Annotated in this window: 8 protein-coding genes and 2 pseudogenes; 8 read left to right on the top strand and 2 right to left on the bottom strand. The window is 73.4% G+C overall.

All coding sequences use genetic code 11. The features are described from left to right. The 8 genes and pseudogenes from DFJ69_RS33595 to DFJ69_RS33570 all read left to right on the top strand — a co-directional run. On the top strand, nt 1–276 hold a 276-nt coding region (locus DFJ69_RS33595), incomplete at its 5' end, for an AAA family ATPase (protein WP_484419707.1). Nucleotides 277–548: 272 nt separating this feature from the next. Then, nucleotides 549–761 carry a hypothetical protein gene (locus DFJ69_RS36005; protein ID WP_245974684.1) on the top strand — a complete coding sequence of 71 codons (213 nt, stop codon included), beginning with the start codon at nt 549–551 and terminating at the stop codon, nt 759–761. Nucleotides 762–815: 54 nt separating this feature from the next. Continuing rightward, nucleotides 816–974: a hypothetical protein gene (locus DFJ69_RS36000; RefSeq protein WP_245974683.1), complete on the top strand. Its 159-nt coding sequence runs from the start codon at nt 816–818 to the stop codon at nt 972–974. Nucleotide 975: 1 nt separating this feature from the next. Continuing rightward, nucleotides 976–1,140 (top strand): annotated as a pseudogene (locus tag DFJ69_RS35995) (hypothetical protein); the annotation flags it as partial. Between the two features lie 147 nt (nt 1,141–1,287). Continuing rightward, nucleotides 1,288–3,958: pseudogene (gene alaS, locus DFJ69_RS33585) on the top strand (alanine--tRNA ligase). Between the two features lie 127 nt (nt 3,959–4,085). Continuing rightward, nucleotides 4,086–4,556 carry a Holliday junction resolvase RuvX gene (ruvX, locus tag DFJ69_RS33580; protein ID WP_116020571.1) on the top strand — a complete coding sequence of 157 codons (471 nt, stop codon included), beginning with the start codon at nt 4,086–4,088 and terminating at the stop codon, nt 4,554–4,556. Then, entirely contained in the window at nt 4,553–5,719 is a 1,167-nt protein-coding gene (gene mltG, locus DFJ69_RS33575; protein ID WP_116026283.1) for an endolytic transglycosylase MltG, read from the top strand. The genes ruvX and mltG overlap by 4 nt, the downstream gene beginning before the upstream one ends. Beyond that, a complete protein-coding gene (locus DFJ69_RS33570; RefSeq protein WP_116026282.1) occupies nt 5,716–6,561 on the top strand; it encodes a shikimate dehydrogenase in 846 nt (281 codons plus the stop codon). The genes mltG and DFJ69_RS33570 overlap by 4 nt, the downstream gene beginning before the upstream one ends. 10 nt (nt 6,562–6,571) lie before the next feature. Here DFJ69_RS33570 and DFJ69_RS33565 read toward each other — a convergent pair whose 3' ends face one another. Both DFJ69_RS33565 and DFJ69_RS33560 read right to left on the bottom strand, forming a co-directional pair. Beyond that, nucleotides 6,572–7,504: a hypothetical protein gene (locus DFJ69_RS33565; protein ID WP_116026281.1), complete on the bottom strand. Its 933-nt coding sequence runs from the start codon at nt 7,502–7,504 to the stop codon at nt 6,572–6,574. Between the two features lie 15 nt (nt 7,505–7,519). Then, nucleotides 7,520–7,867: a PadR family transcriptional regulator gene (locus DFJ69_RS33560; RefSeq protein WP_245974682.1), complete on the bottom strand. Its 348-nt coding sequence runs from the start codon at nt 7,865–7,867 to the stop codon at nt 7,520–7,522. Nucleotides 7,868–7,914: the final 47 nt, after the last annotated feature.

Raw genomic sequence — 7,914 nt, 5'->3', positions numbered from 1 at the left:
GCGAGGCGATCGGCGACGTCAAGAAGGGGCTGCCGGTCCGTGCCCGCCCATCTGCGCGACGCGCACTCCAAGGGCGCCGCCAAGCTCGGACACGGCGTCGGCTACCAGCACGCCCACGACCATCCGGCGGGGTCGTCCGCAGCAGTACGCGCCCGACGCCGTGGAGGGCCGCCGGTACTACCGTCCGACACGCCACGCGCCGAGGCCAGGTTCTCCGACGTGCTGGAACGCATCCGCGCCGTCCTGCGCGGTCGTGGGGACGACCGAGCCCCGTGACACCCCGGGGCGGGAGGCGGTCCTTCGTCCCTGCGACCGGCTAACCTGCGGATGGGGCGGACGGCCCGACGCGGGGGACCGGCACATACCGCCGGCGGTGGGGCGGGACGGCGGACGCGGGACCGGCGCACCCCGCAGGCGGGTTAGAGCGGACGGCCGGCGCACCCCGCACGGCCGGAAAAGCGGGTTCGCCGGCACGGGTACCCACGGTATGGTCTTGCGAACACCGCACCTGGCCCCGAAGACGGACGGCGACGCGAACGGACACCCGGATGCTTACTGGTGGCGAGCTGGCGGCCCTCATCGTGGCCTGTTTCTGGGCCATCCTGGTCTCTTTCCTGGCCTACGCCCTCCTCCGGCTGGCCCGGCTCCTGGGCGAGACCGCCGAGCTGGTCGGCGACCTCACCGACCAGGCGGGCCCCTGCTGGACGACATGGCCGGCACCGTGCGACGCGCCAACGAGCAGCTCGGCCGCACCGACGTGATCACCCGGCAGGTCGCCGGCGTCACCCAGAAACGTCTCGGCGGTCACCACGGTGATGTCGACGGTGTTCGGCGGCCCCGTGGTCAAGGCGGCGGCCTTCTCCTACGGCGTGCGCAAGGCGCTGGGCAACCGGGCCGCCGAGCGGCCGCCCGCCCGGCCCGAGCCGCCCGCCCGCCGTGCCCTCCGTCAGGCCTCCGGCAAGGGGCGCCGGTGAGATGAGACGCATGTTCTGGCTGGTCGTCGGAGCCGGCACCGGGGTCTGGGCGACCCGCAAGGCCACCCGCGTGGCGCGGCGGCTCACCCCGCAGAGCCTGGCGGGCCGGGCCGCCGTCGGGGCCCTCGGCGCCGGCGACCGGATGCGGGCCTTCGCCCGCGACGTCCGCGACGAGACCCTCGCCCGCGAGGCGGAGCTGCGCGAGGCCATCGAGATGGACCGGCACCCCCCCGAGCCCGAGGGTTCCCGGCCCCCGCCGGATCCTCCGAGCGCCCTACACCGTTATCGACGAAGACAAGGATGGCCACTGATCATGGAGTCGGCAGAGGTCGCACGCCGTTTCCTCACGTTCTTCGAGGAGCGGGGGCACACGGTCGTGCCCTCGGCCAGCCTGGTCGCCGAGGACCCCACCCTGCTGCTGGTCCCCGCCGGGATGGTCCCGTTCAAGCCGTACTTCCTGGGCCAGCGGACCCCCCCGTCGCCGCGGATGACCAGCGCCCAGAAGTGCGTGCGCACCCCGGACATCGACGAGGTCGGCAAGACCACCAGGCACGCCACGTTCTTCCAGATGCTGGGCAACTTCTCGATCGGCGACTACTTCAAGGAGGACGCCGTCCCGTTCGCCTGGGAGCTGCTGACGCGCTCCGAGGCCGACGGCGGGTTCGGCTTCCCCGAGGAGCGCCTGGTGGGTCACCGTCTACCTCGATGACGACGAGGCCGCCGACCTGTGGCACCGCAAGGTCGGCGTGCCCACCGAGCGGATCCAGCGGCGCGGGCTGGCCGACAACTACTGGCACATGGGCGTTCCCGGGCCCGGCGGCCCGTGCTCGGAGATCTATTACGACCGGGGCCCCGAGTACGGCCGTGAGGGCGGCCCGGTCGTCGACGAGGACCGCTACCTGGAGGTCTGGAACCTCGTCTTCATGCAGGAGCAGTTGTCCGCGGTCCGCACCAAGGTCGACTTCGACATCTCCGGCCCCCTGCCCGCCAAGAACATCGACACCGGCATGGGCCTGGAGCGGATGGCCGCCATCCTCCAGGGCGTCGACAACATCTACGAGACCGACACCCTCTGGAAGGTCCTCGACCGCGCCGCCGAGCTGACCCACTCCAAGTACGGCCGCGATCGGCGCGCCGACGTGTCGCTGCGGGTCATCGCCGACCACGTGCGCGCCGGGACCATGATGGTCGCCGACGGGATCATGCCCGGCAACGAGGGCCGCGGCTACGTGCTGCGCCGCATCCTCCGCCGCGCCATCCGCAACCTGCGGCTGCTGGGCGGCGAGGACGCCGGGCTGATGCACGACCTGACCGCCGTCGCGGTCGGCGCGATGGGCGAGCAGTACCCTGACCTCGTCCGCACCGCCGCCAACATCCACACCGTGATCGACGCGGAGGAGGAGAGGTTCCTGCAGACCCTGCGCACCGGGACCGCCATCTTCGACGCGGCGGTGGAGGAGACCAAGCGCTCCGGCCGCCCCACCCTCGCCGGGACCCAGGCGTTCACGCTGCACGACACCTACGGCTTCCCGATCGACCTCACCCTGGAGATGGCCTCCGAGCAGGGCCTGACGGTCGACGAGGACGGCTTCCGCCGGCTGCTGAACGAGCAGCGGCAGCGCGCCAAGGCCGACGCGGCCGCCAAGAAGACCGGCAACCTCGACGTGTCCGTGCTCGGCGACCTCCTCGACCTGTCCGGCGGCAGCGTCGACTTCACCGGCTACAACGACGTCAGCGGCGAGGCCCGGCTGGTCGGCCTGCTGGTCGACGGGGTCTCCGTCCCGGCGGCCGGCGCGGGCACCGAGGTCGAGGTCGTCCTCGACCGCACCCCGTTCTACGCCGAGGGCGGCGGCCAGCTCGCCGACCACGGCCTCATCCGGCTGGGCAACGGGGCCGAGATCGAGGTTCACGACGTGCAGGCCCCGCTGTCCGGGCTGATCGTCCACCGCGGGAGGGTCCGCAGCGGCGAGGCCCAGACCGGCGACGCGGCGTTCGCCGAGATCGACGTGGAGCGGCGGCGGGCGATCTCCCGCTCCCACACCGCCACCCACATGGTCCACGCCGGGTTCCGGCGGGCGCTCGGCGAGTCCGCCGCCCAGGCCGGCTCGGAGAACTCGCCCGGCCGCTTCCGGTTCGACTTCACCAGCACCGGCCCCGTCTCGCCGACCATGCTGCGCGACGTCGAGGACGAGGTCAACGAGGTCCTGGTCAACGACCTGGACGTGCGCGCGTTCCACACCTCCATCGACGAGGCCCGCGCCATGGGGGCCCTCGCCCTGTTCGGCGAGAAGTACGGCGACGAGGTCCGGGTCGTCGAGGTCGGCGACTACTCCCGCGAGCTGTGCGGCGGCACCCACGTGGCCCGCTCCGGGCAGCTCGGGCTGGTCAAGGTGCTCGGCGAGTCGTCCATCGGCGCGGGAGTCCGCCGGGTCGAGGCACTGGTCGGCATCGACGCCTTCCGCTTCCTGGCCCGCGAGAGCGTGCTGGTCGCCCAGCTCACCGAGCAGCTCAAGATCCGCAAGGAGGAGCTGCCCGAGCGGGTCTCCGGGATCGTCGGACGGCTCCGCGAGGCGGAGAAGGAGCTGGAGCGACTGCGGTCCTCGCAGGTGCTGGCCGTGGCGGGGTCCCTGGCCGATGGCGCCGCGGACGTCGGCGGCGTCGCCTACGTGGGGCACCGCGCCCCCGACGGCACCGGCGCCGACGACCTGCGCAGGCTCGCCGTGGACGTGCGCGGCCGACTGGCGGCCCGGCCCGCCGTCGTGATGGTCACCGGAGTGCCCAAGGACCGGCCCGTCGTGGTGGTCGCGGTCACCGAAGGCGCCCGCGAGCGCGGCCTGAAGGCCGGCGCGCTGGTGGGCGTGGCGGCCAAGACGCTCGGCGGCGGCGGAGGCGGCAAGGACGACCTCGCCCAGGGTGGCGGGGCGAACCCGGCCGCCATCGGCGACGCGCTCGCCGCCGTCGAACGGGCAGTCGGGTCCGCGTGATCACGAACCGCGCTCGGCGGCATGGCCGTATTGTTCGGTATGTGGCTGGATCTTGTGCCTTCGGGAATCCGGCGGACCGGTCGCCGGCCCCGCCCCGCCGCCGGTCCGGCGGAGGGGTGAGGCGGCCGTGAGGCCCGGGGCCCGCCTCGGCGTCGATGTGGGCAGCGTCCGCATCGGCGTCGCGCGCAGCGACCCCGGCGGCGTGCTGGCCACCCCCGTGGAGACCGTTCGGCGCGGCAAGGGCGACCTGGACCGCCTCGCCGAGCTGGTCACCGAGTACGAGGCCGTCGAGGTGATCGTCGGCCTGCCCACCTCCCTGTCGGGCCGCTCCGGCCCCGCCGCCGCCGAGGCGCGGCGGTTCGCCGAGGCGCTGGCCGCCCGGCTGACGGACCGGCTGCCCGCCGACGGCGTCCGGCTGTACGATGAGCGGCTCACCACCGTCACGGCGGAGACCGGTCTGCGGCAGTCCGGGGTGCGCGGCCGCGCACGGCGGCAGGTGGTCGACCAGGCCGCCGCCGTGGTGTTGTTGCAGGCGGCGCTCGATGGGGAACGCCAGACGGGACGCCCGCCCGGCGAGACCGTCCGAGGACGCTCATGAATGATCTCGACCTCTTCGAAGAACCCGGCCATGGAGCCCCCGCCGACCGGCCACAGGCCCGGCGCGGCCCCGAGGGGGCGGCCCGCAAGCGCCGGCGCCGCCGGCGGATGAACGGCCGCGCCGCGGTGATGTTCTCCCTGGCGTTCCTGGTGGCGGTCTTCGGTGGCGGCGGGCTCCTCGGCCTGGCCGCCCTGGAGAAGAGGCTGTCCACCCCCGACTACACGGGGGAGGGCGCCGGCCGGGTCACCGTGCAGATCATGGAGGGCGACACCGGCCAGGCCATCGGCCGACGCCTGGAGGACGCGGACGTCGTCAAGAGCAGCAAGGCCTACGTCCGGGCCGCCAACAAGGACTCCCGGTCGTCGGAGATCCAGCCGGGCTACTACGCGATGCGCAAGCGGATGTCGGGCACCGCCGCCTTGGCCCTGCTCCTCGACCCCAAGTCCCGCGCCGGCAACCAGATCATCCTCCCCGAGGGGCTGCGGGTCTCCCAGGTGATCAAGGAGCTGGTGAAGAGGACCGGCATCCCGAAGGAGGAGTACGAGGCCGTCGTCGCCAAGCCCGAGGCGCTGGACCTGCCCTCTTACGCCGACGGCGAGGTGGAGGGCTACCTGTGGCCGGGTCGCTACGACCTGGATCCCGAGGGCACCGCGGAGTCCATCCTCAAGACGATGGTCGACCGGTTCAAGAAGGTCGCCGACGACATCGGCCTGGAGGAGCGCGCCCGGGAGGCGAACCTCGAGCCGCAGAAGGTGATCACGATGGCCAGCCTCATCCAGGCGGAGAGCGGCAGGCCCTCGGATATGCCGAAGATCTCCCGCGTCATCTACAACCGGTTCGAGCACGACCCCCCGATGTACCTCAAGTTCGACAGCACCACGCTGTACGGCCTGAAGAAGTTCGGCATCGTGGCGAGCAACGAGGACATCAAGTCCAAGAGTCCGTACAACACCTACAACCACGCGGGGCTGCCGCCCGGCCCGATCTCCAACCCGGGCGAGAAGGCCATCGATGCCGTGTTCGAGCCCGCCGAGGGGACGTGGCTGTTCTTCGTGGCGACCGACCCGAAGAACAAGATCACCGAGTTCGCCACCACGGACGAGGAGTTCACACGGCTCCGCGACAAGCTCAACGACTACCTGCGCGAGAACGGCGGCGGATGACCGGCCATCTCCGCGCGACCAGGGCGGCGGTGCTGGGCAAGCCGATCGCGCACTCGCTGTCGCCGGTGCTGCACCGGGCCGCGTACGCCGCGATGGGCCTGACGGGCTGGACGTACGAGGCCGTCGAGTGCGACGAGGAGGGCCTGGCGCCCCTGCTGGACGGCCTGGGCGCCGAGTGGGCCGGGCTCTCGCTGACGATGCCGCTCAAGCGCACCGCCCTGAAGCTGGCCGACGAGGTGTCCGACCTGGCGTCGACGGTGGGCGGCGCCAACACGATCGTGCTGCGCGACGGCCGCCGGATCGCCGACAACACCGACGTGTACGGCATCGTCGCCGCGCTGACCGAGGTCGGGGTGACCGCGCCGCGCTCGGCGGTGGTGCTCGGCGCGGGGGCCACCGCCGCGTCCGCGCTGGCCGCGCTGCGCGACCTGGGCCTCGCCGCCGCGACCCTCGCCGTCCGCGACCCCGCCAGGGCGGAGGAGACCCGCGCCGTGGGGGAGCGGCTCGGCCTCTCCGTCGAAGTGCTCACCCTCGCCGCGCTGCCGGACGCGCTGCCCGCCGACCTGGTGGTCTCCACCCTGCCGGGCACGGCCGCCGACCCGTACGCCGGGCTCGTCGCCCGGTCGGGGGCCGCGCTGTTCGACGTGGTGTACGCCCCGTGGCCGACGACGCTGGCCCGCGCCGTGGGCGACGCGGGCGGCACGGTGGTCGGCGGGTTCCCGATGCTGCTGCACCAGGCCGCGCGGCAGGTGGCCATGATGACCGGCCGCCAGGACGTCCCGGTCGAGGCGATGCGGGCCGCCGGGGAGGCCCAAACGGCCTCCCGCGACGACCCGCACTGAGGATCCTCGTTCAGGCGGCGGTCGCCCCCGCGTCCGGACCGGGCGCGGCATCGCGCCGCACCGTCCACATCGCCGTCAGAACGAAGACCAGGACCGCGGGGACGAGCAGGAGCAGCGGTTCGATCGGCCACCCGAACCCCCAGATCATTCCGATGTCGACCACCGTCGTCCCGGGGGCCGACATCACCACGGGAACGGCCAGGATGACCACGGCCACCCTCCCCGCCGCATGCGGCGCGGCCCGACCCGCCCAGTAGGCGAAGAACGCCGGCGGCAGCCACACCAGGAACAGCAGCCACAGATCGACGTACACGACCACGGCGCTCGCCACCCCGAACCGGATCAGTCGCCAGGAGCCCGCCAGTTCGACGGCCCGGCGGGTGTCGGTGGGCACGGACAGCAGCAGGGCGGACACCACCGGCAGGAGCATCTGGAGGGCGCTCTGAACGCCGAGGGTCTGCCGGAGGCCCTCGTAGGCGCTGAGAAGCGTGTCGTCGGTGAGGGCGAGGGTCGCGTCGACGGTCAGCGTCGCGACCAGCGCCCAGGCCGCGAGCGCGGCCGGCCGGCGGGCCCCGCGCAGTGCGAGGACCAGCACCGCCACCGGAAGCGCGGCCGTCGCCGTGTACAGCGCGACGTCCGGCGGCTCGGCCCCGAGGGCCCCGATGATCGCGGTCACGTGGACGACGGTCACCAGCAGCGCCCCCACGACGCCGGCCAGCGCGACCCCGTCCCGCCACTCCTGCGGGGAGGGCCGCAGCAGGCGCCGGAACCTGATGCGCAGGGCCCCGCCGAGGAGGTCGGCCGCGTCCCGGGCGGCCGGCCGCGTGCGGCCGGAATCCGCCGACGCGAGCAGGACGCCCAGCATCTCCTCCTCGTGCCGGCTCCGGTGGTCGGCCGGGTACCAGCGCAGCAGCCTGCGGTATCGGTGTTCGAGTGCGCTCACGTCGAGTCTCCTCGATCAGACGGGGGAGGCGTTGGCGGGCGGCGGCCGCAGGGCGGCCAGGCGGCGGGCGGCGACCTCGGCGCGTCGGCGGAGTCGGTCGACCTCGGCGGACAGGGCGGCGGCGCCGTCCCGGGTGATGCGGTAGTAGCGGCGCAGCCGGCCCTCGACGACCTCCTCGTGGTCCGGCGCCACCAGGCCGTCGGACTGGAGCCGGTCGAGGGCGGCGTAGAGCGTCCCGGCGCGCAGCCGGGCCCGTCCGTCGGAGATCCGGGCCACGTCGGTGATGATCCCGTAGCCGTGCAGTGGCCGGTCGGCCAGCGCGGTCAGGATGAGGAAGGTGGGTTCCTGCATCGCACTGCTCATGAACCCGTTATATATCGATCGTCGGTAGGTTGCAATCCGCGCACGGG

The organism is Thermomonospora umbrina, assembly GCF_003386555.1.
Taxonomy (GTDB): Bacteria; Actinomycetota; Actinomycetes; order Streptosporangiales; family Streptosporangiaceae; genus Thermomonospora; species Thermomonospora umbrina.
This window is presented reverse-complemented; position numbering and strand designations above follow the sequence as displayed.